Origin of the sequence: Marinobacterium aestuarii (assembly GCF_001651805.1) — a bacterium.
In the GTDB taxonomy this organism is placed as follows: Bacteria; Pseudomonadota; Gammaproteobacteria; order Pseudomonadales; family Balneatricaceae; genus Marinobacterium_A; species Marinobacterium_A aestuarii.
The window spans coordinates 1,017,282-1,043,628 of record NZ_CP015839.1 but is presented as its reverse complement, the minus strand read 5'-3'; the positions used below and the strand labels follow the sequence as shown (position 1 = coordinate 1,043,628).

Annotated in this window: 23 protein-coding genes and 1 tRNA gene; 17 read left to right on the top strand and 7 right to left on the bottom strand. The window is 60.6% G+C overall.

The features are described 5' to 3' along the window. Window positions 1-9: 9 nt before the first annotated feature. Window positions 10-1,026, top strand: coding sequence for a DUF3530 family protein (locus tag A8C75_RS04545; protein WP_067378745.1), 1,017 nt, complete (start codon window positions 10-12; stop codon window positions 1,024-1,026). A gap of 61 nt (window positions 1,027-1,087) precedes the next feature. Here the strand turns inward: A8C75_RS04545 and djlA are convergent, their stop codons facing one another. Genes djlA through A8C75_RS04530 form a run of 3 tightly spaced genes read right to left on the bottom strand, consistent with a single transcriptional unit; the run spans window position 1,088 to window position 3,655 of the window. Continuing rightward, window positions 1,088-1,927: a co-chaperone DjlA gene (gene djlA, locus A8C75_RS04540; protein ID WP_067378742.1), complete on the bottom strand. Its 840-nt coding sequence runs from the start codon at window positions 1,925-1,927 to the stop codon at window positions 1,088-1,090. Further along, window positions 1,917-2,600 (bottom strand): N-acetylmuramate alpha-1-phosphate uridylyltransferase MurU, encoded by a 684-nt coding sequence (murU, locus tag A8C75_RS04535; RefSeq protein WP_067378739.1) that lies wholly within the window; start codon window positions 2,598-2,600, stop codon window positions 1,917-1,919. The genes djlA and murU overlap by 11 nt, the downstream gene beginning before the upstream one ends. Continuing rightward, window positions 2,597-3,655: an aminoglycoside phosphotransferase family protein gene (locus A8C75_RS04530; protein ID WP_067378736.1), complete on the bottom strand. Its 1,059-nt coding sequence runs from the start codon at window positions 3,653-3,655 to the stop codon at window positions 2,597-2,599. The genes murU and A8C75_RS04530 overlap by 4 nt, the downstream gene beginning before the upstream one ends. Before the next feature lie 160 nt (window positions 3,656-3,815). Here A8C75_RS04530 and A8C75_RS04525 point away from each other — a divergent pair, with 160 nt between their 5' ends. Genes A8C75_RS04525 through A8C75_RS04490 form a run of 8 tightly spaced genes read left to right on the top strand, consistent with a single transcriptional unit; the run spans window position 3,816 to window position 12,283 of the window. After that, complete coding sequence (locus A8C75_RS04525) at window positions 3,816-6,455, top strand: LPS-assembly protein LptD (RefSeq protein ID WP_157890222.1); 2,640 nt, start codon at window positions 3,816-3,818, stop codon at window positions 6,453-6,455. Beyond that, window positions 6,445-7,746 carry a peptidylprolyl isomerase gene (locus A8C75_RS04520; protein ID WP_067378729.1) on the top strand — a complete coding sequence of 434 codons (1,302 nt, stop codon included), beginning with the start codon at window positions 6,445-6,447 and terminating at the stop codon, window positions 7,744-7,746. The genes A8C75_RS04525 and A8C75_RS04520 overlap by 11 nt, the downstream gene beginning before the upstream one ends. Window positions 7,747-7,757: 11 nt before the next feature. Continuing rightward, window positions 7,758-8,771: a 4-hydroxythreonine-4-phosphate dehydrogenase PdxA gene (gene pdxA, locus A8C75_RS04515; RefSeq protein ID WP_067378726.1), complete on the top strand. Its 1,014-nt coding sequence runs from the start codon at window positions 7,758-7,760 to the stop codon at window positions 8,769-8,771. Beyond that, entirely contained in the window at window positions 8,768-9,592 is an 825-nt protein-coding gene (rsmA, locus tag A8C75_RS04510; protein ID WP_067378723.1) for a 16S rRNA (adenine(1518)-N(6)/adenine(1519)-N(6))-dimethyltransferase RsmA, read from the top strand. Before pdxA ends, rsmA begins: the two co-directional genes overlap by 4 nt. Continuing rightward, window positions 9,579-9,965, top strand: a complete 387-nt coding sequence (apaG, locus tag A8C75_RS04505; protein ID WP_067378720.1) for a Co2+/Mg2+ efflux protein ApaG — start codon at window positions 9,579-9,581, stop codon at window positions 9,963-9,965. The genes rsmA and apaG overlap by 14 nt, the downstream gene beginning before the upstream one ends. An 11-nt stretch (window positions 9,966-9,976) precedes the next feature. Beyond that, window positions 9,977-10,834: a symmetrical bis(5'-nucleosyl)-tetraphosphatase gene (locus A8C75_RS04500; RefSeq protein WP_067378717.1), complete on the top strand. Its 858-nt coding sequence runs from the start codon at window positions 9,977-9,979 to the stop codon at window positions 10,832-10,834. Then, the gene (gene glpE, locus A8C75_RS04495; protein WP_067378714.1) at window positions 10,827-11,144 is read left to right on the top strand and encodes a thiosulfate sulfurtransferase GlpE; all 318 of its coding nucleotides are present in this window, start codon (window positions 10,827-10,829) and stop codon (window positions 11,142-11,144) included. The genes A8C75_RS04500 and glpE overlap by 8 nt, the downstream gene beginning before the upstream one ends. Continuing rightward, entirely contained in the window at window positions 11,144-12,283 is a 1,140-nt protein-coding gene (locus tag A8C75_RS04490; protein WP_067386987.1) for a tRNA nucleotidyltransferase/poly(A) polymerase-related protein, read from the top strand. Before glpE ends, A8C75_RS04490 begins: the two co-directional genes overlap by 1 nt. Window positions 12,284-12,337: 54 nt before the next feature. On the opposite strand, the gene folK is transcribed toward A8C75_RS04490, so the two are convergent. Beyond that, entirely contained in the window at window positions 12,338-12,856 is a 519-nt protein-coding gene (folK, locus tag A8C75_RS04485) for a 2-amino-4-hydroxy-6-hydroxymethyldihydropteridine diphosphokinase (protein WP_067378711.1), read from the bottom strand. Continuing rightward, a complete protein-coding gene (folB, locus tag A8C75_RS04480; RefSeq protein ID WP_067378707.1) occupies window positions 12,856-13,212 on the bottom strand; it encodes a dihydroneopterin aldolase in 357 nt (118 codons plus the stop codon). The genes folK and folB overlap by 1 nt, the downstream gene beginning before the upstream one ends. A 369-nt stretch (window positions 13,213-13,581) precedes the next feature. Between folB and plsY the strand changes: the two genes are divergently transcribed. Beyond that, a complete protein-coding gene (gene plsY, locus A8C75_RS04475; protein WP_067378704.1) occupies window positions 13,582-14,172 on the top strand; it encodes a glycerol-3-phosphate 1-O-acyltransferase PlsY in 591 nt (196 codons plus the stop codon). 242 nt (window positions 14,173-14,414) lie between these two features. On the opposite strand, the gene tsaD is transcribed toward plsY, so the two are convergent. Then, entirely contained in the window at window positions 14,415-15,443 is a 1,029-nt protein-coding gene (gene tsaD, locus A8C75_RS04470) for a tRNA (adenosine(37)-N6)-threonylcarbamoyltransferase complex transferase subunit TsaD (protein WP_067386985.1), read from the bottom strand. Between the two features lie 249 nt (window positions 15,444-15,692). Here tsaD and rpsU point away from each other — a divergent pair, with 249 nt between their 5' ends. The 7 genes from rpsU to A8C75_RS04435 all read left to right on the top strand — a co-directional run bounded on the left by rpsU (window position 15,693) and on the right by A8C75_RS04435 (window position 24,348). Beyond that, entirely contained in the window at window positions 15,693-15,908 is a 216-nt protein-coding gene (gene rpsU, locus A8C75_RS22940) for a 30S ribosomal protein S21 (RefSeq protein ID WP_067298946.1), read from the top strand. Between the two features lie 67 nt (window positions 15,909-15,975). Beyond that, on the top strand, window positions 15,976-16,425 hold the full coding sequence (locus A8C75_RS04460) for a GatB/YqeY domain-containing protein (protein ID WP_067378698.1): 450 nt from the start codon (window positions 15,976-15,978) through the stop codon (window positions 16,423-16,425). Between the two features lie 32 nt (window positions 16,426-16,457). After that, window positions 16,458-18,314, top strand: a complete 1,857-nt coding sequence (gene dnaG / locus A8C75_RS04455; RefSeq protein ID WP_067378694.1) for a DNA primase — start codon at window positions 16,458-16,460, stop codon at window positions 18,312-18,314. A gap of 156 nt (window positions 18,315-18,470) precedes the next feature. Beyond that, window positions 18,471-20,306 carry an RNA polymerase sigma factor RpoD gene (gene rpoD, locus A8C75_RS04450; protein ID WP_067378691.1) on the top strand — a complete coding sequence of 612 codons (1,836 nt, stop codon included), beginning with the start codon at window positions 18,471-18,473 and terminating at the stop codon, window positions 20,304-20,306. Between the two features lie 159 nt (window positions 20,307-20,465). Continuing rightward, window positions 20,466-20,542, top strand: a tRNA-Ile gene (locus A8C75_RS04445). A 584-nt stretch (window positions 20,543-21,126) separates the two neighbouring features. After that, entirely contained in the window at window positions 21,127-23,340 is a 2,214-nt protein-coding gene (locus A8C75_RS04440; RefSeq protein WP_067378688.1) for an MFS transporter, read from the top strand. A 159-nt stretch (window positions 23,341-23,499) separates the two neighbouring features. Continuing rightward, window positions 23,500-24,348 carry a DNA ligase gene (locus tag A8C75_RS04435; RefSeq protein WP_067378685.1) on the top strand — a complete coding sequence of 283 codons (849 nt, stop codon included), beginning with the start codon at window positions 23,500-23,502 and terminating at the stop codon, window positions 24,346-24,348. Window positions 24,349-24,397: 49 nt separating this feature from the next. On the opposite strand, the gene A8C75_RS04430 is transcribed toward A8C75_RS04435, so the two are convergent. Next, window positions 24,398-26,308: a polysaccharide biosynthesis protein gene (locus A8C75_RS04430; protein WP_067378682.1), complete on the bottom strand. Its 1,911-nt coding sequence runs from the start codon at window positions 26,306-26,308 to the stop codon at window positions 24,398-24,400. Between the last annotated feature and the right edge of the window lie 39 nt (window positions 26,309-26,347).

The window sequence follows — 26,347 nt, the reverse complement described above, 5'->3', positions numbered from 1 at the left end:
AATCCGGACATGAAGCCAATACTCTGCGCCCTCACCCTGAGTCTCCTGCTGCCCGCCGCCCTGGCTCAGGCCGCTGCATCCACTGCCCAGACGACTGTCGAAAGCGACCCCGAAGCCAGCCCAGCTGTCGCCCTGCGTGAACGGGTCGAGCCGACACCGCAGCAACAGGGCATGCTCGACCTGGCCCGCGCCCTGGCGCTGGCGCCGGAAACCGAGGCCAACTGGCTTGAAACCAACAGCGACCGCAGCCTGACGCTCTATCAGCCCGCCAGCCAGGCCGACCCCACCGGCGCCGTGATTCTGCTGCCCGATGAGCACAGCCACCCGGACTGGCCGCAGGATCTGCATCCGCTGCGCACAGGCCTGGCGCGCCACGACTGGGATACTCTGGCGGTTGCGCTGCCGCGCAGCGCCGCCATGCCCGTACCGCCGCGCCGTTTTTCATCCAGCAACAGCGCAGCCGTCAGTGGTGCAGAACCCAGCGTCACCGACCAGACAGATCCGCAGAACACAGCCGATGCCACAACGCAGGACACCGAAATCACACCTATGGAGCTGTATGCAGAGCGCGTTATTCGGATATGCGAAGCCGCCATCCGACACCTTGAGTCCCGCCAGCACGACTATCTGATCTTTCTGGGCACTGGCACGGGCGCGACCTGGGCGGCACTCTGCGCCCAGGAGTTCCAGCAAAGTCACCGCTTAGGTCTGGCCCTGCTGAATGCACGCCAGCCCGCCGCGCAGGGCGCCCCCCAACTGACCCAGCTGCTGACGGAGCTGAGCCTGCCGGTAGTGGATATTTATCAGATAAGTTATATGGCGAGCGAGGCTGCCCGCCTGCGCGGCAATAGCGCGCGCCGGGCGCTGCTTGAAAGCTATCATCAGGGAACACTGCCGGAAATACTGCCCGCCGATAACGGCGCCCTGCTGGTGCGCGAAGTGCGCGGGCGCATCAAGCGCTACCTGATGCCCCCGCCGATGGTTAACCAGGATGCTGAGCCCGCCGAGCAGCAGCCGGGGCGCTAAATCCCCCAGGCGCGTTCAGCCCGAACGGGCTCCGATAGCTCATATCAAGCTGTTTCTTTTATCAGGCGGCTTTGCGGGCGTTTTTGACGCGATCGTAGGCGGCCTGAATTTCCTGGGTTTTTTCCTTGGCCAGCTGCATCATTTCCGCCGGCAAGCCCTTGGCCACCAGCTTGTCAGGATGATGCTGACTCATCAGCCGGCGGTAGGCTTTTTTCACCTCGGAATCCGACGCCGACTCGCCCACACCCAGCACGCCATAGGCATCTTTCAGCAGCTGCGGCTCGGCAAAGCCCTGCTGATGACTGTTAAAACTGTGTTCGCCGTACGCCTGCTGCGCCTGCATGCGGGCGATCAGCGCCGCCACTTCACGCTCGGTCATCATCAGCTGCTGACATACCTGACGCACCAGCGCGAGCTCCGCCGGGCTAATGCTGCCATCGGACATCGCCGCCTGCAGCTGAATTTCAACAAACATCAGCTTGAGCGGCACATTGTAGCGAATCATCGCCGACAGGGGCCGCAGCACTTCGGCGATATCGAAATTCTCGTGCTTGCCCTCGTTGAACAGGCCTATCGCCTCTTCACGCCGGGTCTGATCCAGATTCATGCGCGCCATCACATCCCGCGCATAGCGAATCTCGTTTTCCGTTACCCGGCCGTCGGCCTTGGCGATCTTGCCCATCACGGCAAAGGTGGCGCGAAAAAAAGCCTCGCGCGGATTAAAGCGTCGCAGGCTGCCCTTGAGCCAGCGATCCAGCATAAAACCGATACCAGCGCCAAAAACCAGCCCGAACAGCCCACCGCTGAACAGACCAATCAGACCACCAATGACCAGCCCGGTACGGTGCTGACGCACGCTGTCGGCCAGCCCTGCCCCGAATTGCTCCGGATTAATTGCCATCTGGGTGCTTCTCCCTCAAATCCCTGTCTAGCTGTTGCAGTCGTTCGACGGTGCCCACATCCACCCAGCAGCCGTCATGATATTCACCAGTCACCCGCCCCCGCGCGATCGCATCGCGCAACAGCGGCGCCAACGCAAAGGCGCCGGCCGTGCAGCCGGCATAGAGCGCTGCCGACTGCACACTGACCCCGCTAAAGGTATAGCGTTCCATCCCCTGAGCCTCGATACGCCCCTGTGCCAGGGCAAAATCACCCGCGGGATTGTGTTCAGGGTTGTCCACCAGTACCAGATGAGCCTCGCCGTTGAGCGCGCGGGGCAGGCGACTGAGCGGATAGTCCGTGAAAACATCACCGTTTACCACCACAAAGGGGCCGCCGTGCGGGGAAAGCCAGTCGAGCACACGAAAAATACCGCCGCCGGTTTCCAGCGGTTCACCTTCGACGGAATAGCAGATATGGGCACCGTAGCGCGCGCCATCCCCCAGATAGGCCTCGATCTGAACGCCGAGCCAGGCGTGGTTGATGATAATTTCGTCAAAACCCGCCGCCACCAGCCGCTCTATATGGTATTCGATCAGCGCCTTGCCGCCGACGCGCAGCAGCGGCTTGGGCGTGGTCAGCGTGAGCGGACGCATCCGCGCCCCCAGCCCCGCCGCCAGTATCATGGCTCTCATCGTTGCAGCCACCGCCTGATCGCATCGGCATCAAACTGGCCCGACGCCACCATGGCCGGTATGACCCGCTGGCGCAGCCACTGGGCCTGGGCATCAAATTCGGGGTAGGCGTCGGCCACCTGCTGGATATAACCCAGGGTACGGGGCACATCAACCAGGTAATTCGATTTGCCGTCACGCAGTTTCAGACGGGCAAAAATGCCCACAGCCTTGAGGTGGCGCTGCATGCCCATCAGGTCAAACCAGCTGCGAAACAGCTCATCGTCGTAGGTTTCCATCAGCCCCTCGCGCGCCAGCACCTGGCCGAAGCGAGCCATCCACTCGTACACCTTGCCGGGGGGCCAGTCGATATAACAATCGCGCAGCAGGGATACCAGGTCATAGGTGACAGGCCCAATGACCGCGCCCTGAAAATCGATCACGCCGGGCGTTGTTTCCCGGCTCACCATCAGATTGCGTGAATGAAAGTCCCGGTGCACGCATACCTGGGGCTGCGCCAGGGCTGAATCCGCCAGCGCAGCAAACAGCTGATCCAGCAGGGTCACTTCGGCGGCTTCCAGCTCCAGCCCCAGCAGCTGTTCGACAAACCACTCGCGAAACAGGCCCATCTCGAAGGTGAGCATTTTTGCATCGTAACGGGGCAACGCCACACCGCGCCCGAGCGTGACGCACTGCTGTATGTGCGTCAGCGACACCAGCGCCTTGGCATAGAGCGCTTCAGCATTGCTCGCATCAAGCACATCCAGATAGAGGGTATCGCCCAGATCCGACTGCAGCATGAAGCCCTGGGCCAGATCACAGGCGTGAATACGTGGCACATGAATATTCAATGGCGCCCAGGCCCGGGCAATCGCAACAAACTGACGCGAATCCTCGGTCTCGGGTGGCGCATCGACGGCAACCCAGGTCAGATTGTGGCTATGAACCCTGAAATAGCGCCTAAAGCTGGCGTCTCCGCTTACTGACGTCAGGCGCCAGTCAGGGGCGAGATCCAGCCCCAACTGCTCAAATGCCCGCGTCACCCACGCTGTCAATTCAACCTGACGCTGGTCCATACTTGGAATCCTCTAGCACTGTCTCTTGCGAATGATTTATCATTCCACGTTTGGATTTAGGCTGGCACTCATTTGAGGGTGCCTCAGAGCCTCCTATGGTACCGGTGTTTGGCAAGAAACAGGAACCCGTGCTCGCAGGCTTGCAACTGGATGTGACTGAATGCCTTTCTTACGACGCTCTGCTTATAAACTCTCACTGGCGATTTCATCCGCCTTGTTTGCACAGATGTCTGCCGCCCAGACGACAGAGGCGGCGGGCTGGGATTGCGCCCAGACGACCCAGGGTCAATGGGAATGCGGCGCAGGCGCGGCCAGCGCCAGCACGCCCGCCGCGACTAGCGCCCCTGCTGCGCCGGCACCTGCTGCTGTGCCGGCGCCACCGGCCGCCGCCGTGACGGTCGCGCCCGAAACACAGGCCCCTACTGAGGTGGCCCCGACACCGGCACTCGCGCCTGCTGCCATCCCTCTTGCGCGTCCGGCTTCTGCGTCACAGGAAGCCGCGCCTCAGGAAACGGCACCACAGCAAAGGGCGCAGACAGCGGCAGCCGCTGAACTTGCCCGTGCGCAACAGCAACAAATCGACAACCCCTATGCCCATCTCGACTGGTACCCCTACGCCCCTGGCGAGCACACTGGCTTGTGCCGGGGCCGTTATATAGAGCCGGAAATGGACGTCGCCGATGGCGACACGCCGTTCAACCTGCAACGTGTACTGATCGCCGCATCCAGTTCCCAGAGTGAACTGGGCGGCCTGACTCAGCTCGAAGGCGGTGTCCAGGTCACCCAAGGCGGACGACAGCTGAGCAGCGCCTACGCGGAATACGACCAGTTTACCCAGCTGGTACGCCTTGAAGGCGACGTCAGCTACCGCGAGCGCGGTCTGCTGCTGGTCAGCGACGCCGCCCAGACCAACCTCAACAACCTGGAAACCATTTTTTCCCAGTCGGAGTATGTGCTGCATCCCCAGCATATCCGCGGCAATGCCGAGCGTATTCTGCGCCTTGAAGACGGCCGCATCCGCATTGAAGATGGCTCCTACACCCAGTGCGAACCGGGCAACAGCAGCTGGCAGCTGGCAGCCGACAGCATAGTGCTGAACCCCAACACCGGCTTTGGTGAAGCCCGCGGCGCGGTGCTGGAGATCCTGGATGTGCCGGTGCTGTACATGCCGTACTTCTACTTCCCGATCGATGACCGCCGTGTCTCCGGCTTTCTCTATCCAGCCATCAGCTACTCCAGCAGCGAAGGCATCGACATTGCAGCGCCCTACTATTTCAACCTGGCGCCCAACTACGATGACACCTTCACACCGCGGCTGCTGAGCGAACGCGGCCTGATTCTGGAGAACGAATTCCGCTACATGAATCGCTGGTCCCAGACAGCCCTGAGCAACGCGGTACTGATCGACGACGACAAGACCGGCGAAGACCGCTGGCTGCTGGGTGTCGATCACGAGGGCACACCCTGGACGGGCTGGCAGAGCTACATCGACTACACCGCGGTCAGCGACGTGGACTATTTCGACGACCTGGATCCGACCAATCTGGATATCGGTTATACCAGCCATCTCAACAAGCTCGGCGAGCTGCGCTACGACACCCAGGACTGGAGCTTTATTGCCAGAGCCCATGGGTACCAGTCCCTCACCAGCAGTGAAAAATCGCCCTACCGCCGCCTGCCGCAGTTCCTGTTTGAAGGCCAGGTACCGGAGCTGCCCGCCGGACTTGAAGCCGGCTACAGCGCCGAGTACGTGCATTTTGACCGCGACAGCAGTGACCCGCTGCTCAGCCTGGCCGACCAGGTACAGGGCGATCGCGTCCACCTGAGCCCAGGCGTCAGCCTGCCGCTGGAAAGCAGCTGGGGCTACGTCAAGCCTGAGGTAAAACTCTGGAGCACCCAGTACCAGCTCGACGACCAGCTGGCAGGGCTGGATCAGAACCCCAGCGTCAATACATTCATCGCCCGCGTGGATTCAGGCCTTACCTTCGAGCGCCAGGCAAACTTTGACAGCCGCAGCTACACCCAGACGCTTGAGCCGCGCTTGCTCTACCTCTATGTACCCGAGGAAGACCAGACCGACATTCCGGCCTTCGATACCAGCGAGCTGGATTTCCGCTACGACAGCCTGTTCCGCAGCAACCGCTTCAGTGGCCGCGACCGCATTGGCGACGCCAACCAGTTCAGCCTGGGCCTGGCGAGCAATTTCTACGATGACAGCGGCCGCGAGCGCTTCGGCATGGCACTGGGTCAGGCGTACTACTTCGATGACCGCACTGTACAGCTCGACAGCACCACAGCTGCGGATACCGAAAGCACATCGAACTTCGCCGCCAAGATCGACTGGAGCCCTACACCGGACCTGCGCATCAGTCACGACAGTGAACTCGACAAGGACGACTTCGGCGCCGTGGCCCAGAACTACCGCCTGACGTTCTCACCCGACGACGATCGCCTGATTTACGCCAGCTACCGCGACCATGAAACCGAACGTCAGCAAGCCGATTTTGGTCTGCGCTGGCCCATCAATGCACAGTGGAACCTGCTGGCACGCTGGCGCGAAGACCTGATGGAAAGCGAAACCCTTGACGCCCTGCTGGGGGTCGAATACAAGGACTGCTGCTGGAAGGTACGCCTGGGCGTACGTCAATGGGCTGACGACAACGACGGCACCCGCACCACCAATGAAGCCGTCATGCTGCAGTTTGTACTTCGTGGTCTGGGATCTGTCGGCGACGACAATACCACCCTGTTTATCAGAGAAATTACCGGATTTAACGAGGATAAGGATAATGAGTTTTAAGCAATCCCTGCGCCGCTGCGTGCTGCCGCTGCTGTCCGCGACACTGCTCAGCGCCAGCGTCAGCGCCCAGGCCGAGCTAGTCCTGCTCGACCGCATCGTTGCCATCGTCAATGACGACGTCATCATGCAGAGCGAGCTGGACAACCGTTCTGCGGTTATCCGCGCCCAGCTGAGTGCCAACCAGACCCGCCTGCCGTCCGAGGAAATCCTCAATCGCCAGGTGCTCGACCGCCTGATCATTGACAACATCCAGCTGCAGATCGCCGAGCAGCAGGGCCTGAAGATCTCCGACCGTCAGCTCAACGAAACGCTCGAGCAGGTCGCCAGCCGCAACGGCATGACGCTGGCGCAGTTCCGTGAAGCCCTGATCGCCGAAGGCCAGGACTACAACTCGGCCCGCGAGCAGATTCGCGACGAACTGCTGCTGACCCAGGTACAGCAGAGCAGCGTCAACCGCCGCATCCGCGTATCCGAGCAGGAAGTGCAGAACTTTCTCGCCTCCGAACAGGGCAAGAGCGCCATCAGCCCCGACTACCTGCTCAGCAACATCCTGATCGCCATTCCCGAGCAGGCGACACCGCAGATGCTCAGCAGCGCCGAACGCAAGGCACTGGATATCTTCCAGCAGCTGCGCAAGGGTGCCGACTTCGCCGAAGCCGCCGTGGCCAACTCCAATGCCCAGAACGCCCTGAACGGCGGCGATCTTGGCTGGCGCAAGGCCTCTGAACTGCCCGAGGTGATTGCCACCATCGCCAGCACCCTGGCGCCGGGCGATTTCAGCAAGCCGGTGAAAACCTCATCGGGTTACATCATAGTGCAGCTGCGCGACAAGCGTGGCGGCCAGTCTGCCCTGGTTGAACAGACACAGGTTAGCCATATCCTGCTCAAGCCCACCGAAATCCGCAACGCAGCCCAGACCCGCAGCGCCATAGAAGACCTGTCGGTACGCCTGCGCAACGGCGAGCCCTTCGATCAGCTGGCCCGTCAGTACAGCGACGACACCGTCAGTGGCTCACTCGGCGGCGACCTGGGCTGGACCCAGGACGGTCAGATGGTGCCTGAATTCGAACAGATCATGAAAAACACCGCCAATGGCCAGATCAGTACGCCTTTCGAGTCCCGCTTCGGCTGGCATATTCTCTGGGTACGGGACAGGCGCACCCAGGACATGGGTGACGAAATGCGCGAAAACCGCGCCCGTTTCAGCATTCGCCAGCGCAAGTTCAACGAAGAGCTGACCACCTGGTTGCGGGAAATTCGCGCCCAGGCCTACGTTGAGCTGAAGATCTGAGGCCGCCGCACGTGACATCCCAGACTGTAAGGCGCCTGGCGATCACGCCGGGCGAGCCCGCCGGCATTGGCCCGGACCTCTGCATCCAGATCGCACAGCAGAGCCACCCCCATGAGCTGGTCGCCGTGTGCGACCCGGATCTGCTGCGCCTGCGCGCAGAGCAACTGCAACTGCCGCTTAGCATCGAACTGTTTGATCCAGCAGCAGCCCCGGGGCCGAGCCTCGCCCGCACCCTGAAGGTCTTGCCAGTACCCCTGGCCGCGACCGCCAGGGCCGGGCAACTCGACACCCGCAATGCCGCCTATGTGCTGCAAACGCTGGAGATCGCCACCCGTGGCTGCCAGCAGGGCCTGTTCGATGCACTGGTCACAGCCCCGGTACACAAGGGCGTGATCAACGATGCCGGCGTGCCCTTCAGTGGACACACCGAACTGCTGGAGCAGCTTACTGGCAGCGACAAGGTCGTGATGATGCTGGCCACCGAGGGCCTGCGTGTCGCCCTGGCCACCACCCACCTGTCATTGCGCGATGTCGCCGATGCCATAACAGCACCCTTGCTGGAACAGGTGCTGCAGGTGCTGCAGCACGACCTGATCCACTCGTTCGGCATAGCGGATCCCCATATACTGGTGGCGGGTCTCAACCCCCACGCCGGTGAAGGCGGGCATCTGGGGCGCGAAGAAATCGACATTATCGAACCTGCGCTGGAGCGCCTGCGCGCCCAGGGCATGCATCTGAGCGGCCCGCTGCCGGCCGACACGCTGTTTAACGAAAAATATCTGAGCCAGGCGGATGCCGTGCTGGCGATGTATCACGACCAGGGATTGCCCGTACTCAAGTACAAGGGTTTTGGCAACGCCGTCAATATCACCCTGGGGATGCCGATCATCCGCACCTCGGTTGATCACGGCACCGCCCTGGACCTGGCTGGCAGCGGCACCGCCGGCTGTGGCAGCCTCAAGGCCGCCATCGACTGCGCCGCGCTAATGGCCAGCCACCGCCATCTTACCCCTGAGGATTCATGAGTAAAAAACCCGCTGGCCACAAGGCCCGTAAACGATTCGGCCAGAACTTCCTGCATGATCAGGGCATTATTCGCCAGATCATACGTTCAATTTCGCCGCGCGAAGGCCAGCACATGGTCGAAATAGGCCCGGGCCTCGGCGCCCTGACCGAAGAGCTGCTGGCTGAAGCCAATGCGCTGGATGCCATAGAGCTGGATCGCGACCTGATCCCGATCCTGCGCACCAAGTTTTTCAACTACGAAGACCGTTTTCGCATCTTCGAAACCGATGCGCTTAAGTTCGACTTCGCCGAGCTGCGCACTGACGACCGGCCGCTGCGGGTCGTGGGCAACCTGCCCTACAACATCTCAACGCCGCTGATCTTTCACCTGCTCAGCCATGCCGGCCTGATCCAGGACATGCACTTCATGCTGCAAAAGGAAGTGGTCGACCGTCTGGCATCGGAGCCCGGCACCAGCGATTACGGCCGCCTTGGCATCATGACACAGTACTTCTGCAAGGTTGAGCCGCTGTTCCTGGTGCCCCCGGGTGCCTTCAATCCGGCGCCCAAGGTGGACTCCGCCATTGTCCGCCTGACGCCGCATACAGTACTGCCGCACCCGGCCATCAGCGAGCGCATGCTGCAGGATCTGCTGCGTACCGCCTTCAGCCAGCGCCGCAAGACACTGCGCAACAACCTGCGCACTCTGCTGGATGCCGAGGCCCTGACGGCGCTTGAAATAGATCCGGGTCTGAGACCCGAGCGGCTTACACTGGCAGAATTTGTTAGAATCAGTGATTACCTCAGCGGTATCGAAGCGGAACATCATGGAGCCGAGTAAATTGGGTGACAACGTTCAGATCGACGTCAAGACAAACTACCTCAGCGAGCAGTCGGATCCCGACAGCAAGCGCTTTGTCTTTTCCTATCACATCACCATCACCAACAAGGGCGCGCACAGCGTTCAGCTGCTCAGCCGTCGCTGGCTGATTACCGATGGCAACGAGCACGTGCAGGAAGTGGCCGGTGAGGGCGTGGTTGGCGAGCAGCCCATGATCGAGCCCGGCGCCAGCTACAGCTACACCAGCGGCACTGTGCTGGCGACCCACGTCGGCAGCATGCAGGGGCACTATCACATGCGCAGCAACGACGGCCATGAATTCGACGCCCCCGTCGTTCCCTTCACCCTCGCCCAGCCTAACGCGCTGCACTGAGCCGCGCTGCCATGGCCACCTATGCAATCGGCGACATCCAGGGCTGCTTTGACCAGCTGAAGAGCCTGCTGGAGTGCACAGGCTTTAGCGACACCGACCAGCTCTGGCTGGCCGGTGACCTGGTCAACCGCGGCCCCAAATCCCTCGAAACCCTGCGCTTCGTCCGCAGTCTGGGGGATCGGGCCCGGGTGGTGCTGGGCAACCACGACCTGCACCTGCTGGCGATCCACTATGGCGTGACCCAGCCCAGACGCAGTGACACCCTGGGCCCTATCCTGGGCGCGCCCGATCGCGAAGAACTGATGCACTGGCTATTGCAGCAGCCGCTGCTGGTGCACGACGACGCCCTCGACTATGTCATGGTGCACGCCGGCATACCGCCCGACTGGTCGCTCAAGCAGGCCTGCAATCGCGCCCGGGAAGTCGAAGCTGTGCTCCGGGGGCCCGAGGCCGAAAGCTTTTTCCAGCACATGTACGGCAATACGCCGGATCGCTGGAGCAAGGAACTACAGGGCTGGGACCGACTCCGGGTGATCACTAACTACCTCACCCGCATGCGCTTTTGCGACAGCGAAGGCCGGCTGGATTTCGCCGCCAAGGGTGGCCTGGAAACCCAGCCCAAAGGCTTCAAGCCCTGGTACAGTCATACACGCAAGGCAGATGCGCAGCGCATTATTTTCGGCCATTGGGCCGCGCTTGAAGGCGGCCTGCAGCATCCGCAACTGTTCTCCCTGGATACCGGCTGCGTCTGGGGTAATCGCCTCACCGCCCTGCGGCTGGAAGATCAGCGCTATTACTCCTGCGATTGCAGCGTTAACCGCAGACCCACATCCGGCACCGCCAAGAAAAAGGTACTTTCCAATGGATGAGTTCAAATGCATCTCGGGCCAGCAAGCCCTGGCCCTGATCGAAGAAGGCGCCGCCATCGTCGATATTCGCGACTCCGACAGCTTCACCCAGAACCACATCACTAATGCGGTACAGCTGAATAACGAGAATCTGCAGGATTTCATTCGCGACAGCGATATGGACAAGCCCTTGATCGTCTGCTGCTACCACGGCTTTAGCAGCCAGAACGCCGCCGCCCAGCTGGCCCACGTCGGCTTTGATGCCGTCTACAGCCTCAATGGCGGCTTTGAAGCCTGGCAGGCAGAACATCCGGACAAGTGCAGCCGCTGATGCAGATCTACCTGGTGGGGGGCGCCGTGCGCGACCGGCTGCTCGGCTACCCCATCTATGACCGTGACTGGGTTGTCGTGGGCGCCAGCGCCGAGCAGATGATCGCCCAGGGCTACAAACCGGTCGGCGCCGACTTCCCGGTGTTCATCCACCCCCACAGCGGTGAGGAATACGCCCTGGCCCGCACCGAACGCAAGTCCGGCCACGGCTATGGTGGTTTTGTCTATTACGCCAGCCCCGATGTCACTCTGGAACAGGACCTGTTGCGCCGCGACCTCACCATCAACGCCATGGCCGAGGCGCCCGACGGCAGCTTGAGCGACCCCTATGGCGGACAGGAAGACCTGCAAAAGCGCATCCTGCGCCATGTATCCCCCGCCTTTGCCGAAGACCCATTGCGAGTGCTTCGCGTCGCGCGCTTTGCCGCCCGTTATGCCGCGCTGGGTTTCAGCATCGCCGATGAAACCCTGGCGCTGATGCAACAGTTATCCACAGACGGTGAGTTGGGGTATTTGAGTGCAGAAAGGGTCTGGCAGGAATTCGACCGGGCGCTGGGCGAGCCCTCGCCGGCGGTATTTATCGACGTTCTGCAGCGCTGCGGTGCACTCGACAATCTCTTTGGCGAATTCACCGCCCTGCAGGGCGATCCGGCCTGGCCGGCGCTGGCAGCACTGCTGCCACAGCTGCCCTCGAGCTGCGAGCGCTTTGCAGTACTCTGCTGCGCGGCGCTGCGCATAGCCAGCATCGAAGCAGACGCCTCGCGCCAGCACATAGAAGCACTCTGTCTGCGCCTCAAGGCCCCCAAGGCTTTCCGCGATCAGGCCCTGCTGGTGTGCGCTCAGTACGCGGGCCTGCTAAGACTGTCCCAGGCCGATGGTGACACCCGCCTCGACGTCGCCAGCGGGCTCGACCTGTTGCGCCGCCCCGAGCGCATCGCCAGCCTCGCCCGCTGCTTCGACACCCTGGCCGCCTGGCTCAATGTCGATGCACCCGCTGCACAGCATTCCCTGCAGGCACTGCACGAGGCACTGACCGCAACGGCCCCGGCCGAGCTAATGCGCCAGGGGTTCAAGGGCAAAGCGCTGGGGCAAGAGTTGAAACGCCGCCAGCGTGACGCCTGCGCCCGAATCGAGCTGTAGTTAACGGCGTCAAGCTTTAAGCTGCGAGTTTTAAGCTGCGAAAAGCGAGAGGAGTTAGACCTTCGCCCGGGAGAAACTGCGCCCCTGCCAGACAAAGTCCACCGCCCAGAGTCGTTGCTTTTGTTTGTCATACTGCTGCCAGAGTGCGGCATAGGACAGCCCGTTCAGCGGATGCAGCCCCTGGGGCGCGATTTCCGCCAGCGGCTGCAACACAAAGGCATTGAACAGAATTTCGGCCCGGGGCAACTCGACCCCCTCGACCCGCCCGCAGACGTCATCATAGGTCAGGATATCGATATCCAGCGTACGACCACTGAATTTGGGCCCCTGGCGGCAACGCCCGTTACGATCCTCAATGGCCTTGATTTCCCGCGACAGCTCGCCGACCGCCAGGGTCGTCTCGAAGCCCGCCACCAGGTTATAGAAATGATCACCGGCAAAGCCGACCGCCTCGCTCTCGAACACCGAAGACAGCGTCAGCTCGCCGAAGGATTCTGCCAGCCCGTCCAGCCCGGCTGCAATATTGTGCTCGCGCTCGATATTGCTGCCGATACTGACATAGACCTGTGCCATCAGAACGCCTCTCCCCGCTCAATCAGCACACCAACATCCCGCGCCCCGCGAATGGCACCGGGCTTGCCCAGACGCAGGCGCAACCAGCGCACGCCGAACTCCTGCATGACCAGCTGCGCTATCTCTTCGGCCATGGTTTCCACCAGCAGAAACTCGCTGCCCTCGATAAAGGCAATCAGGCGCTTGGAGACCGACTTGTAGTTCAGGGTGTTGCCAATATCCTCGGTGGCCGCAGCCTCACGAATATCAGTGCCCATTTCCAGATCCAGACTCACCGCCTGGCGAACTTCACGCTCCCAGTCGTAAATGCCGATCACGGTCTGCACCTGCAGCTCGCGTATGTAAACTATATCCACGTATGACCCAATAAATTACTGATTTAGATATGGTTTCAGCGCCACCGACAATAACTGTCAGCTTTGTTTTCCAGGCCTGGCCCGCGCAGCCGTAATCCAGCCTGGACCACAGCCAAAGTACACAGGACCTGGGCCCCACTTCAAGGCCGCTAGTTTAACACCGACTGCACCCCGTTGGCGTACAGACGCACCAGATCCTACCGCCGGCCCAATCAAGGCTGCAACTGCATGCGCCTGTCAGCAGTTGTCTCAGGCACCGGGATCAGGCAACAAGCCGTTGATTCAACACAGTATCCAGTCTGTTTGTATCTCAGCGAGTTTGGTATTAGGGTATAGAATCACACCGTTGAACAACCCGCGGACAGACCCATGCCGGGATCGGAAACCCTGTTGCCCATACTGCTTGCAGCCCTTGCCTATCTGCTGGGTTCAGTGCCGACTGCAGTACTGGTGTGCCGCAGCATGGGGCTTGCAGACCCGCGGCAGCTTGGCTCCGGCAACCCTGGCACCACCAATGTCCTGCGTCAGGGCAATCGCACCGCCGCCGTGCTGACACTGCTGGGCGATGTCGCCAAGGGCGCTCTTGCTGTACGCCTCGCCCTTTATGCAGACCTTGGCTCGATACAAACCGGCCTCTGCGCCCTGGCGGTATTGCTCGGGCATATATACCCGCTGTTCGGGCGCATGCGCGGCGGCAAGGGTGTTGCCACCACCTTTGGCCTTTGCCTTGCGCTGAGCCCGCCGCTTGGGCTCATAGCTCTGGGCGTCTGGCTGCTGCTGGCGGCCATCGGTAAAACAGCATCGCTGGCATCGGTGGGCACTGCTCTGATCACGCCGCTGGCAACCTTTATGCTGCTACCCGAACAGCTCGCGGCCATCAGCCTGATCTGCCTGCTACTGGTACTGCGCCACCGCGACAATATTCGGCGCCTGCTTGGCGGCCAGGAACACAGGCTTTAGCAGTTACCGGAGTCGCGAGTGACCGGTGATTGGTGATTGGTGATTGGTGATTGGTGAATCGTAATTGGTAAACCGGCAGCTTTCAGCCTTAAGCTGACAGCTTTAAGCTTACGGCTGAAAGCTCTAATCACGAATAACGAATTACAAAGCCAGATTTAACCGGATAGGGGTCGGGAATATGACCCCTTTCACCTTTCACCTCGCCTCTTTAACCTTGCTTCGTGCCCCTTGCCCCCTGCACTTCAGAGCGGCGGCAGCGTATCCATCGGCCAGCGCGGGAACACACTGATTTTCAGATCATTCGACTGGCCCGCCAGCAGTCGCTGGCAACCGGCGAACGCGATCATGGCGCCGTTGTCGGTGCAAAAACGCGGACGGGCATAGAACAGGGTCGCCCGCTGTCGCCGCACCACTTCATCGAGCTTTTCACGCAAACGCGTATTGGCGCTGACCCCGCCTGCAATCACCAACTGATGCAGGCCGGTCTGTTGCAGCGCACGCTTGCACTTGATGGCCAGGGTATCCACCACAGCCTCCTCAAAGGCAACGGCGATATCGGCCTTGCTCTGGGGATCGAGCTGACCGTCAGCATCGCGCAACTTATTGGCGGTGTTCAGCGTAAAGGTCTTGAGGCCGGAAAAGCTGAAATCGAGCCCCGGCCTGTCGGTCATGGGGCGGGGGAAGCGAAAGCGGGTGGCATCGCCGTGACGGGCGAGCTTGGCGATCTCGGGCCCGCCGGGATAATCCAGCCCCAGCATCTTGCCGGCCTTGTCGAAGGCTTCACCGGCGGCATCATCAAGAGACTCACCCAGCAGCTCGTAGCGACCTATGCCATCGACCCGCACCAGCTGGGTGTGCCCGCCGGACACCAGCAGCGCCACAAACGGAAAGGCCGGCGGCGTATCTTCCAGCATCGGCGCCAGCAGGTGACCTTCCATGTGATGCACGCCCAGCGCCGGAATACCCAGCCCCAGCGCCATGGCACGGGCGGTGGACGCGCCCACAATGAGCGCCCCTATCAGGCCAGGTCCCGCGGTATAGGCAATGGCATCGAGTTCCGACTTGTCCATCCGCGCCTGCGCCAGGGTCTCGCGCACCAGCGGCAGCAATTTGCGCACATGATCGCGGGATGCCAGCTCCGGCACCACACCACCGTACTCGGCGTGCATGGCGATCTGGCTGTAGAGCGCATCGCCCAACAGACCCTGCTCACTGTCATAAATTGCAACGCCGGTTTCGTCGCAGGATGTTTCGATTCCCAGTACTCGCATCAGTATCGCCGCCAATCGCTGTAGATGATTCGCCCAACCGGCCTGCCTCCAGGCCACAATGGGCGCATTATCACCCAAAAATGCCTCAATATCACCGCCTGGACTTTACAGCCAGCCCCCTGCGATATAAAATTTTGCGCCTTCATCAAAGTTGTGAGAACTGTGGCCACTGCGTGGTACCCGTTTCAGGCCGCGATGAAGAGGTAGAAAAGTCCTACGTAACCCTAGTAACAGCAAGGTCCAAGATAGATGCCTAGCGTAAAAGTTAAAGAAAACGAGCCATTTGACGTAGCCCTGCGTCGTTTCAAGCGTTCCTGCGAAAAAGCCGGTGTTCTGGCTGAAGTACGTCGTCGCGAGTTCTACGAAAAGCCCACTTCTGTTCGCAAGCGTAAAGCTGCTGCAGCCGTTAAACGTCACATGAAAAAGGTTTCCCGCGAGCAGGCTCGCCGCGTACGCCTTTACTGATCGACTGGAGTTGAACGTACATTCAGTCTGTTCCATCGACTAGCAACCGCTCTATAGAGGATGTTTGATGTCTGAACTCAAGCTCAAAATCAGTGCCGAGATGAAAGCTGCCATGCGTGCCAAAGACAAGGCTCGTCTGGGAACCATCCGCCTGATGATGTCTGAGATCAAGCGCATCGAAGTTGATGAACGCATAGAACTGGATGATACCCGCGTGCTGGCCGTGCTCGACAAGATGCAGAAGCAGCGCCGCGATTCAATCTCGCAGTTTGACACAGCGGGTCGCCAGGATTTGGCAGACCTAGAGCGCCAGGAGCTGGAGGTGATTAAAACTTTCCTGCCGCAACCGCTGACAGAACAGGAGCTGGCCGACCTGATTGCCCAGGCCATTAGTACAACCGCTGCCCAGTCTATGCAGGACATGGGCAAGGTGATGGCGATTATCAAGCCACAAATTCAGGGGCGTGCCGATGGTGGCGCAGTCTCCAAGCTCGTAAAAGCCCAGCTAGCCGGTTAAACTCCCGCTGAATCTTTCTCAGCAGGTCCGCAATGGCAGGTCGTATCCCGCAATATTTTATCGACGACCTTCTGGCCCGCGTCAATATCATTGACGTCGTCGACGGCCGCGTTGAACGTCTCAAGCGCGCCGGCAAGAACTACTCCGGGCTCTGCCCGTTCCACAAGGAAAAGTCACCCTCCTTCAGTGTCAGCCCCGAGAAGCAGTTCTACTACTGTTTTGGATGTGGCGCCGGCGGTAATGCCATCGGCTTCCTGATGGAATACGATCGCCTCGACTTCCCCGTCGCCGTGGAAGAGCTCGCCCGCCTGGCCGGCATGGAAGTGCCGCGCGAAAACAACAGCCCACAGCAGGCCCAGCGCGAAAAGCAGCTCAAGGACCTCTATGGCATTCTCGATGAAGCCGCGCGTTTCTATCAGCAGCAACTGACCCAGCATCCCCAGCGCGACAGCGCCGTCAGCTACCTCAAGGGGCGCGGCCTCAGTGGCCAGGCAGCCAAGGCCTTCGGTATTGGCTATGCCCCGCCCGGCTGGGACAACCTGATGCAGGCGCTCGGCGCCGACAAGCAGCGCATCGAAGCGCTGGAACAGGCCGGCATGCTGATCCACAACGAAGAGCGCAACAGCCATTACGACCGTTTTCGTGATCGCATCATATTTCCGATCCGGGACATGCGTGGCCGCGTTATCGCCTTCGGCGGCCGGGTACTGGGGGACGAAAAGCCCAAGTACCTCAACTCCCCCGAAACCGAGACCTTCCACAAGGGCCGTGAGCTCTATGGCCTCTACGAAGCGCGCCAGACCAACGCCCAGTTGCAGCGCCTGCTGATCGTCGAAGGCTATATGGATGTCGTTGGCCTGGCGCAGAACGGCATTCACTACGCCGTGGCCACCCTGGGCACCGCCACCAGCGCCCAGCATCTGGAGCGGCTGTTCAAGGTCGTACCCGAAGTCGTGTTCTGTTTCGATGGCGATACCGCTGGCCGCAAGGCCGCAGAGCGGGCGCTGGAAACCACTTTGCCGGTGATCCGTGACGGCCAGGAAGCGCGCTTTCTGTTTCTGCCCGAAGGCGAAGACCCGGACAGCCTGGTGCGCACCGAAGGGAGAGATAACTTCCAGACCCGCATCAATCAGGCGCTGCCGCTGTCAGAGTATTTTTTCCGCTCCCAGACCGAACAGGCCGATCTGGAAAGCATGGACGGGCGTGCCCGCTTCAGCACCCGCGCCCTGCCGCTGATCCGCGCCATGCAGCCGAGCCTGCTGCAGCAAATGATGCTTGAGCGCATCTGCGAGATCACCGGCCTGTCGCTGGAGCAGATCAACAGCGTGATCAATTTGCATCAGGTCACCACAGACACGGCCGCGCCTGAACGCCCGCAGCAAGCTGCGCAGCCCGCCCCCTCAGGCTCCCGCTCAGCCGGACCGCAGAACCAGGAGATGCCCAGTCGCCGGCCGCGACCACGTAACCCGACGGGCAACCTGGATCTGTGCGACAAGGCGATTTCCTGCCTGCTGCACTTCCCCCGACTGGCCGCCAGCATTCCGGCAGCCAGCGAATTGCAAGGCATGGCGGAGCGCAATGCCGACATGCTGATCGCCCTGGTGGACTACCTGCAGAAAACGCCCAATTCATCCCTCGGCACCCTGGTGGTCGACTGGCAGGAAGATCCGCAGCGTTCAGCCTGGCTGATGCTGCTGAACGAAATCGCCCACAACACCCCATTGGCGGACGGCGCCGAACGCGAACTGCAGGACGCCGTTAGCCGCCTGCTGCGCGAGCGCCGGCCGGAAATGGAACTGGATGCGCTGCTGAAAAAGAACCGCCAGTCCCCTCTGACCCAGGCCGAAAAGCAGCGCCTGACCGCACTCCTGGCGAGCCGACAAAATTAATCTTGGCCGGCGTGCAACTCCCGCCCCACAAATCTGGTCTATTTTTAATGGATAGCGCGTCGAAAACCGGCGCCAACTGGATTTAAATCATCTTCGAATGTATAATATCGCGCTCTCTTTTACGCCACCTATCTTTCATCTTCTCGTAGGGCCTCTATGACAGATACCTCTCAGCAGCAATCTCGTCTCAAGGAACTGATCGCCCGAGGCAAGGAACAGGGTTACCTGACCTATTCCGAGGTAAACGATCATCTGCCAGAAGATATCGCTGATCCGGATCAGGTCGAAGACATCATCCGCATGATCAACGAACTGGGCATCTCGGTTACCGAGGTAGCACCGGACGCGGAAACGCTCCTGATGACCGAAGGCGACTCGGCCGAAGAAGCGGACGAGGATGCGGTTGCCGCCCTCGCCGCTGTCGACTCCGACGCCGGACGCACCACCGACCCGGTGCGCATGTACATGCGCGAAATGGGTACCGTCGAACTGCTGACCCGCGAAGGCGAAATTCTGATCGCCAAACGCATAGAGGAAGGCATTCGTGAAGTCATGTCCGCGCTGGCATGCTTCCCGGGCTCGGTTGAAACTCTGCTTGGGGCCTATGAGGTTACCCTGCTGGAAGAAGGTCGCCTGAGCGATATCTTCAGCGGCTACATAGACCCCGACGAAAGCAACTTCGTACTCGAAGTGCCTGAGACCGAAGAAGTCGACGAAGAAGACGATGACGACGATGATGACGACGACAGCGATGACGACGCCGAGGAAGAAAAGGACCGTGGTCCCGACCCCGAAGAGGCCCGTCAGCGTTTCGCCAACCTGCTGGACAAGCTTGAAGCCGTAAACCTTGTCATGGTCGATGCTGATCGCAATTCCCCGGAAGGCCTTAAGGTTCTGGCAACCCTGGGCGAAGCCTTTTCGCCGATCAAGCTGTCACCGCGCTACTACGAACTGCTGGTTACCCGCGTACGCGCCTGCGTTGCCCGCATCCGCGAGCAGGAAAGGTCCATCATGCGCATCTGCACCCAGCGTGCCCAGATGCCGCGTCGCGACTTTATCAAGGCATTCCCGGGCAACGAATCCAATACCAATTGGTTCGAAGAAATCATTGCCACCGGCCCCGTCTACGCCGGCGCCATGCAGCGCAACCTGGTTGACCTGAAACGGGCGCAGAAGAAGCTGATTCAGATCCAGGATGAGGCCAAGATCGACCTCACCGAAATCAAGGAAATCAATCGTCGCATGTCGATTGGTGAAGCCCGCGCCCGCCGTGCCAAGAAGGAAATGGTCGAGGCCAACCTGCGTCTGGTTATTTCCATCGCCAAGAAGTACACCAACCGCGGTCTGCAGTTCCTCGATCTGATCCAGGAAGGCAACATCGGTCTGATGAAGGCAGTGGACAAGTTCGAATACCGTCGCGGTTACAAGTTCTCGACCTACGCCACCTGGTGGATTCGTCAGGCGATTACACGCTCCATCGCCGACCAGGCACGCACCATCCGTATTCCGGTGCACATGATTGAGACCATCAACAAGCTCAATCGCATTTCCCGCCAGATGCTGCAGGAAATGGGCCGTGAAGCCACGCCTGAAGAACTGGCCGAGCGCATGGACATGCCGGAAGACAAGATCCGCAAGGTGCTGAAGATCGCCAAGGAGCCGATCTCCATGGAAACACCGATCGGCGACGATGAAGACTCCAGCCTTGGGGACTTCATTGAAGACATCACTCTGTCTTCACCGGTCGATTCCGCTACCGGCGAAGGTCTGCGTGAAGCGACCCGCGAAGTTCTGGCCGGCCTCACCGCCCGCGAAGCCAAAGTGCTGCGCATGCGTTTTGGTATCGACATGAACACCGACCACACGCTGGAAGAAGTCGGCAAGCAGTTCGACGTCACCCGCGAGCGAATCCGCCAGATCGAAGCCAAGGCGTTGCGCAAACTGCGTCACCCCAGCCGCTCCGATCACCTGCGCAGCTTCCTCGACGAGTAGGCCGCACAAGGCGTAACGCACCACAAAAAACCGCAGCCCAGGCTGCGGTTTTTTATTGTCACCAAGAAGCTACGATTCTTTATGGGCAAGAAAACCGCAGGAATTTCAAACGGCTATTGGCTCCGGGTACCGCAGCCGTTATAATTCGCCCTCGTTGACGGGCCCATAGCTCAGTTGGTTAGAGCAATCGACTCATAATCGATTGGTCGCAGGTTCAAGTCCTGCTGGGCCCACCACTTCTTTCAGTCGCGCTGAACCTCAGCGGACTATTCAATCCTCGAATCACAGATTCGAGTCGCACAAAACGATCAAAGCGGTGCTTTGAGAAAATCTCATTTTGTTGCTCTGCTGGGCCCACCACTTCTTTCAGTCGCGCTGAACCTCAGCGGACTATTCAATCCTCGAATCACAGATTCGAGTCGCACAAAACGATCAAAGCGGTGCTTTGAGTAAAACGCGTTTTGTTGCTCTGCTGGGCCCAGCATGTAATTGCATGTTTCCGTAGGAGCGGCGTCCCGCCGCGAACAGCCGCAGAGCTTCCTCGCGAGGTATCATGCCCGAGGTTGGGTGCGCATCTCCTACGGGCGTTCAGGCCCACCGCTCCTTGCTTTCTCTGTGTGCAACTCTGCTCACCTGCGCCCTGAGTCCCGACTGCATCGCTCGATCCTGCTTTCATCGATCAGCCCACCAGTAGGCTATTATCCCGCCCGCTGAACTGATTGCAGATATATTTGCTGATTGACTTCGCCATGTTTGACTTCCCCTGCCGGCAAAACTAGATTGCCCTGTCCTTATCCTCATCTTCGTTTGGAAGCCTTTAGTGATCCTCACCCTGTTGCCCCTGTTTTCGCTGTTGCTGAGCTGCTTCATCATGATGCTCGGCTTCGGACTTATCGGCCTGTTACTGCCCGTGCGCATGGGCATTGAGGGCATGGGTACGGACACCATCGGTCTGGTGCTGTCGATGTATGCCGTCGGCATGCTGCTCGGTGGACTTTATAGCCGTGTGCTGATTATTCGCGCCGGCCATATACGCATGTTTGCCGCCGTTGCGGCCCTGGCCGCCATCAGTATTCTGGCCTGCGGCCTGTCGACCAATCCCTGGCTCTGGGGCGCCATGCGCATGCTGATGGGCTTTTGCATCGCCTGCACCTTTGCCGCCATCGATAGCTGGCTGAGCGAAAGCGCCACAGCCAAGACCCGTGGCCGCATACTGGCGGCCAACCAGATCGTCATCATGGGCGCCTTTTTTATCGGCCAGTTCCTGCTGAACCTGGCAGACCCAGGCACCCAAACCCTGTTCATGGTGGCCGGCATGCTGCTGGCGCTGGCGCTGGTGCCCATCGTCATGAGCCGCAAGTCCGGCCCTGCGGTGGCGGATATCCGCTCCATGTCGATGCTGGATCTGTACCGGTTATCACCACTGGGCGTGGTGGCCTGCTTCTTCTGTGGTTTGCTTTACAGTGGTCTGCTAAACATGCTGCCACTGTTCGCCAGCAGCAATGGGCTCAGCGGTTTTGACCTGTCGCTCTTCATGGCGTCCGCCATCTTCGGCGCCTTTATACTGCAGATTCCAGTGGGCTTCCTGTCGGATCATTTCGACCGTCGAAGCGTGCTCTTCGTACTGTTGCTGATCACTATCGGTGCCTGCCTGTCGGTGCCGCTGCTGTCCGGGCTCGACAGCCGCTACCCGCTGATGCTGGCGATCGCCATCACCACCGGCATCATCGCCTGCATCTACCCCATGAGCATTTCCGAGACCTTCGACAAGGTGCTGCAGAATGACATGGTCGCCGCCATGGGTGGCCTGATCGCAATCTATGCACTGGGCAGCATCATAGGCCCCTATGCGGCATCCCTCGCCATGAAGCAGTTCGGTAACAATGCCCTGTTCCAGTTCCTGGCGGTACTTGAAACTCTGCTGGTGATCTTCGTTATTTATCGGATGAAAGTCCGTCACGCCCTGCCGGTGGAAGCGCAGGAAAAATTTGTTATGCATGGCCTGACCGGCTCCAGCTCTATCGAGATAGACCCGCGCTTTGAATACCACGCCCCTGAGCAGCCGCTGAGTGAAGCCGCTGCCGTCGCTGTGAAGGTGGCGCAGAATAATCCGGCCGCCGCCGTGCGCATGGCCGTCGCCCTGGCAGAAAGCGCCCCGCAGGAAGCGGCCCAGCTGGCGGTTGCCCTGAACCAGGTAGAGAAAGTCGATATAGCAAGGCTCTATGCAGCCATTACCACGGCAGCCCCCGAGCTGAGCCTGGATATCGCCGAAGCCCTGGCCACCGCCTCACCGGAGAGTACCGACGAGCTGGTGACCTGGCTGGCCCGCGAGCGCCCCGAGCAGTTGTCGGGCATTCTGGTGGCTATCGCAGAAGCCGTGCCGGAACATAGTATGGACATCATCGGCAGCGCCGCCGAGTCCTTCGCTGAAACCCACGCCGAAGACGCCTCTGAAATAATGCTGGATCTGGCCGAAACCTATGCCAGCCACCTGTCCGAAGGGCTTGAGGAAATGCGTCCCGTTGACCGTGCCGCAACCTACCCGGAACATCAGGCCGCCGACCTCTATACACGCCTGTACGACGTCATGCCGGAACATGCGGCAGATCTGGCCTATACAGTGGCTGAAGCCATGCCTGAAGCCGCCACCGAAGTGGCCGAGGCCTATGTGCACAGCCTGATCGACGAGCCCGAGGAAGACACTGCGGCCAAAGGCCACGAGAATGAAGTAACGACCAGCGATACTGCTGAAGATATAGCGCTGCAGGAAGCCGAGACGCTGGAAAACAATGAGCGCGTGGCCGACGCCTTCAGCGACTACATCAGCCACAGCAGCGAGAGCATGCCGGACCAGACCATCGATGTCGCCGCCATGATGGTGGAATCACGCCCGGATCTGGCGTCCGATGTCATCGAACAGCTGCAGGCGATGGAAGGCTTCGAGGAGCGCCTGTCATCCAGTATTGAAGATAAGCCCCAGGACAGTATCTTCCCGGACTACGAACCTGACCCGGAAAAGCCCGCCAAGCCCTGAGCTCTAAGCTCTAAGCTCTAAGCTCTAAGCTCTAAGCTTCGAGCTGACAGCTCGCAGCTGTGAGCTGTGAGCTGGCAGGCTCTGCTGCAAGCCGCTAGTCTGTTTGCAGATGCCACGGATTCGGCATCGGCTCGACTAAGTTTCACGGAGGAAACCATCATGCACCCAACTAGCCTGCTATTTGGCAGCACCCTTGTCCTTGTCCCCGCCATCATCAACGCCGCTCCTGCGCCCCTGATGCTGGCGAGTGAGGCGATTACAACAGCGCACCTGTCCAGCCTCGACCTCAGCCAATACAGCGTCAGCGAAAAACTCGATGGTATTCGTGCCTACTGGAATGGCCAGCAGCTGCAGAGCCGCAGTGGCTACCCGATCAGCGCTCCGCCCTGGTTCACCCAGGGCTGGCCCGCCACGCCCATGGATGGCGAGCTCTGGATCGGCCGTGGCCGCTTTGCAGAAGTATCAGGCATCAGCCGCAGCTATAAAGCCGATGACCGGCTCTGGCGCCAGGTACAGTATCGGGTGTTTGACTTGCCGGCCCAGCCGGCAACCTTTGATCAGCGCCAGCGAGCCCTGCAACGGCTGCTGGAGCAGATAGACCAACCCTGGGTGAGCATCATTGAACAGCGCTTGCTGGGCAGCCAGAAGCAGCTTGAGGCCTATCTGGCGCAGGTCAGCGCCGAGGGTGGTGAAGGCCTGATGTTACAGCGGCGCGACGCGCTCTATCACATCGGCCGCAGCAGTGATGTACTCAAGTACAAGCAGTATCAGGATGCGGAAGCTGTGGTGACGGGATACCAGCCTGGCAGCGGCAAGTACGAGGGGATGGTGGGTGCCTTGCGAGTGACAAACGATGCGGGACAGCAATTTAGCCTAGGCTCAGGCCTGAGCGATGCCCAGAGGCGTGACCCGCCGCCGCTGGGCAGCCGTGTCACCTACCGCTATAACGGACTCACGGCCGGCAAGCTGCCCCGCTTCGCCCGCTTCCTGCGCATAAGGCTCGATTAACCACGCGGGTTCGCGGCGGGATGCCGCTCCTACGGGAATCATGACGCCCTTAATGCAGTTGCGCCGGCAGATGCAGCGCATCACGGATCTCATGCTGGGGCTGATAGCCGCTGACATGACGCAGCAGCAGTGCCCGGATACCGGCGCAGTCGTAGGTGTCGCAGCAGGCCTCGATCTGCTGCAGCACAGGCGCCAGCTGTGCCTGGGATAGCTTCTCTTCGTTGGCCTTCATGATCATCGGGTGCGGCGTACCGGCAACATCATCGCCGATAAGCAGCTCTTCGTAGAGCTTTTCGCCGTCGCGCAGGCCCGTGTATTCAATGCCGATATCACCGCCTGGGCAGTCCTCGTCATTGACGGAGAAACCCGCCAGGCGAATCATCTGCTCCGCCATCTCGCGTATCTTCACAGGCGCGCCCATATCCAGCACGAACACATCGCCGGACTGCGCCATGGCACCGGCCTGGATCACCAGCGCAGCCGCCTCCGGGATGGTCATGAAATAGCGCGTCATTTCAGGATGCGTCACGGTAAGCGGGCCGCCGGCAACGATCTGCTGGCGAAACAGCGGAATCACCGAACCGGAGGAGCCCAGCACATTGCCAAAGCGCACTATGGCGAAGCGGGTCTGGTGGCCGGGCTCCGCCGCCAGCGCCTGCAGCACCAGCTCCGCGCAGCGCTTGGTCGCGCCCATCACATTGGTCGGGCGCACGGCCTTGTCCGATGAAATCAGCACAAAGTTCCTGACCCCCGTCGCCTGCGCCGCCAGCGCTACAGCCCGGGTGCCCAGCAGATTGTTGCGCACCCCCACCACCATGTTGCGCTCAACTATAGGCACATGCTTGTAGGCCGCCGCATGGTAGAGCGTCGCCACCCGGTAGTGACTCAGCGTGCGCTCCAGCAGCGGTTGTTCCGTCACTGAACCCAGTACGCCGGCCAGCTCCACACCGCTGGCGAGGCAGAGCGGCGTCAACTCCTGCTCGATCTGGTAGAGGCCGTACTCGGAGCTGTCCAGCAGCACCAGGCGCTTGGGCTGCTGAGTCAGGATCTGGCGACACAACTCCGAGCCGATCGAGCCGCCGGCCCCGGTCACCATCACCACCTGGTCGCGGATATTCGCCGCCATGAGATGCGGATAGGGTGAGACCTCTTCCCGCCCGAGCACATCGGCAATTTCGATTTCGCGGATATCGCTCAGGGCCACCTTGCCGCTGGCAATGTCCGACAGCCCCGGCAGTGTCAGCACCTTGACCGGCAGGGTTTCCAGCAGTGTCAGCAGCTCGCGGCGCCGCGTCCGCCCTGCCGACGGCATGGCAAGCAACACCTCGGCCACCTCAAAGCGATCAATCAGCCGCTCCAGTTGCTCCGGTGGATAGATCACCAGCCCGTGTACCTCGAGCCCCGCCAGCGCCCGGTTGTCATCCACAAAGGCCACGGCACTGAGCTCACTGGAGCTTTCGAGCGCCGTTGCCAGCTGACGCCCGGCGGAACCGGCACCATAGATGATCACCCGGTCGGTGGTGGCAATGCGATGCAGGCCACCGGGGAACTGCTGCAACAGCAGCCAGCGCGCCAGCAGGCGACTGCCCCCGATCACCACCAGGGCAATAAACCAGTAAATCGGCAGCACCGAGCGCGGCACCCGCATATCGAAGCCAATCAGATAGGTCACCGCCGCCCAGACCAGTACAAACAGCGAGACCGCCTTGACCACGGTCCAGAGCGCCCGCGGGCCTATATAACGCGTTACCGCACGATAGAGCCCAAGGCGCACAAACACCGGCAGGGCGACGACAGGCGCAATCAGGTAGGCGGGCCAGTGCGCAAAGCCCATGGCATCCCATTCCCCGTAACGCAACGCAAAACTGAGCCAGCAGGTAATCACCAGCGCCAGCACATCGAAGATTAGAAACACCAGCCGCTTCTGGTTGCGCGACAGGGACAGCACTTCATTCAGCATGCGTGTATCCGTTACGGGGTGGCCGACGCCTTAATGCGT

Excerpts from the sequence above, each read along its gene's own strand:
- A8C75_RS04545 (WP_067378745.1), top strand. The coding sequence starts at position 10 with ATGAAGCCAATACTCTGCGCCCTCACCCTGAGTCTCCTGCTGCCCGCC.
- djlA (WP_067378742.1), bottom strand. The coding sequence starts at position 1,927 with ATGGCAATTAATCCGGAGCAATTCGGGGCAGGGCTGGCCGACAGCGTG.
- murU (WP_067378739.1), bottom strand. The coding sequence starts at position 2,600 with ATGAGAGCCATGATACTGGCGGCGGGGCTGGGGGCGCGGATGCGTCCG.
- A8C75_RS04530 (WP_067378736.1), bottom strand. The coding sequence starts at position 3,655 with ATGGACCAGCGTCAGGTTGAATTGACAGCGTGGGTGACGCGGGCATTT.
- A8C75_RS04525 (WP_157890222.1), top strand. The coding sequence starts at position 3,816 with ATGCCTTTCTTACGACGCTCTGCTTATAAACTCTCACTGGCGATTTCA.
- A8C75_RS04520 (WP_067378729.1), top strand. The coding sequence starts at position 6,445 with ATGAGTTTTAAGCAATCCCTGCGCCGCTGCGTGCTGCCGCTGCTGTCC.
- rsmA (WP_067378723.1), top strand. The coding sequence starts at position 8,768 with ATGAGTAAAAAACCCGCTGGCCACAAGGCCCGTAAACGATTCGGCCAG.
- apaG (WP_067378720.1), top strand. The coding sequence starts at position 9,579 with ATGGAGCCGAGTAAATTGGGTGACAACGTTCAGATCGACGTCAAGACA.
- A8C75_RS04500 (WP_067378717.1), top strand. The coding sequence starts at position 9,977 with ATGGCCACCTATGCAATCGGCGACATCCAGGGCTGCTTTGACCAGCTG.
- glpE (WP_067378714.1), top strand. The coding sequence starts at position 10,827 with ATGGATGAGTTCAAATGCATCTCGGGCCAGCAAGCCCTGGCCCTGATC.
- A8C75_RS04490 (WP_067386987.1), top strand. The coding sequence starts at position 11,144 with ATGCAGATCTACCTGGTGGGGGGCGCCGTGCGCGACCGGCTGCTCGGC.
- folK (WP_067378711.1), bottom strand. The coding sequence starts at position 12,856 with ATGGCACAGGTCTATGTCAGTATCGGCAGCAATATCGAGCGCGAGCAC.
- plsY (WP_067378704.1), top strand. The coding sequence starts at position 13,582 with ATGCCGGGATCGGAAACCCTGTTGCCCATACTGCTTGCAGCCCTTGCC.
- tsaD (WP_067386985.1), bottom strand. The coding sequence starts at position 15,443 with ATGCGAGTACTGGGAATCGAAACATCCTGCGACGAAACCGGCGTTGCA.
- rpsU (WP_067298946.1), top strand. The coding sequence starts at position 15,693 with ATGCCTAGCGTAAAAGTTAAAGAAAACGAGCCATTTGACGTAGCCCTG.
- A8C75_RS04460 (WP_067378698.1), top strand. The coding sequence starts at position 15,976 with ATGTCTGAACTCAAGCTCAAAATCAGTGCCGAGATGAAAGCTGCCATG.
- dnaG (WP_067378694.1), top strand. The coding sequence starts at position 16,458 with ATGGCAGGTCGTATCCCGCAATATTTTATCGACGACCTTCTGGCCCGC.
- rpoD (WP_067378691.1), top strand. The coding sequence starts at position 18,471 with ATGACAGATACCTCTCAGCAGCAATCTCGTCTCAAGGAACTGATCGCC.
- A8C75_RS04435 (WP_067378685.1), top strand. The coding sequence starts at position 23,500 with ATGCACCCAACTAGCCTGCTATTTGGCAGCACCCTTGTCCTTGTCCCC.
- A8C75_RS04430 (WP_067378682.1), bottom strand. The coding sequence starts at position 26,308 with ATGCTGAATGAAGTGCTGTCCCTGTCGCGCAACCAGAAGCGGCTGGTG.